At 43.0% G+C, this 563-nt stretch carries 1 protein-coding gene; it reads left to right on the top strand.

Annotated elements, in window-relative coordinates; all coding sequences use genetic code 11:
• Positions 1–184 precede the first annotated feature (184 nt).
• Positions 185–563 (top strand): solute carrier family 23 protein (locus ACS8FC_RS19790; RefSeq protein ID WP_439298041.1); only part of this gene is annotated, 379 nt, incomplete at its 3' end.

The raw sequence follows: 563 nt of genomic DNA, 5'->3' as shown, positions 1-563 counted from the left end.
GTGTTTCTAATTGCTTTTTTATACGAGTTAGACATTATCAGCGATTGAGTTTGTAAGACAACTCGTCTAATATGTTACGCTTTGTTACTACATTATTCTTACTGCGGCATCGCCATTTTGCTGAGGTCATGTTTAATTTTAGGTAGTGGTGACTTTTTATTAGCCAGTCGGGGGCGACACACTTATGAATGCAATTGAACGCTATTTTGGGATTAATGGTGACAATACCACGATCAAAACAGAAATCGTCGCTGGTATAACCACGTTTTTGACGATGGCTTACATTATCTTTGTTAACCCTAATGTCTTAGCCGATGCAGGTATGGACAAAGGGGCCGTATTTGTCGCAACCTGTGTGGCCGCAGCGGTCGGTTGTTTTATTATGGGTATCTATGCCCGATTACCAGTAGCGTTAGCGCCAGGCATGGGACTTAATGCCTTCTTTACGTATGGCGTGGTCTTAGGGATGGGGTATGCATGGCAAACCGCGCTGGGAGCAGTGTTCTTATCAGGTTGTATCTTTGTTCTATTAAGCCTCTTTAAGATTCGTGAGGCAATCATCA

This window comes from Psychrobacter sp. 1Y4, assembly GCF_051847555.1.
The sequence above is the reverse complement of the archived record's forward strand: the minus strand, read 5'-3'. Positions and strand labels throughout refer to the sequence as shown.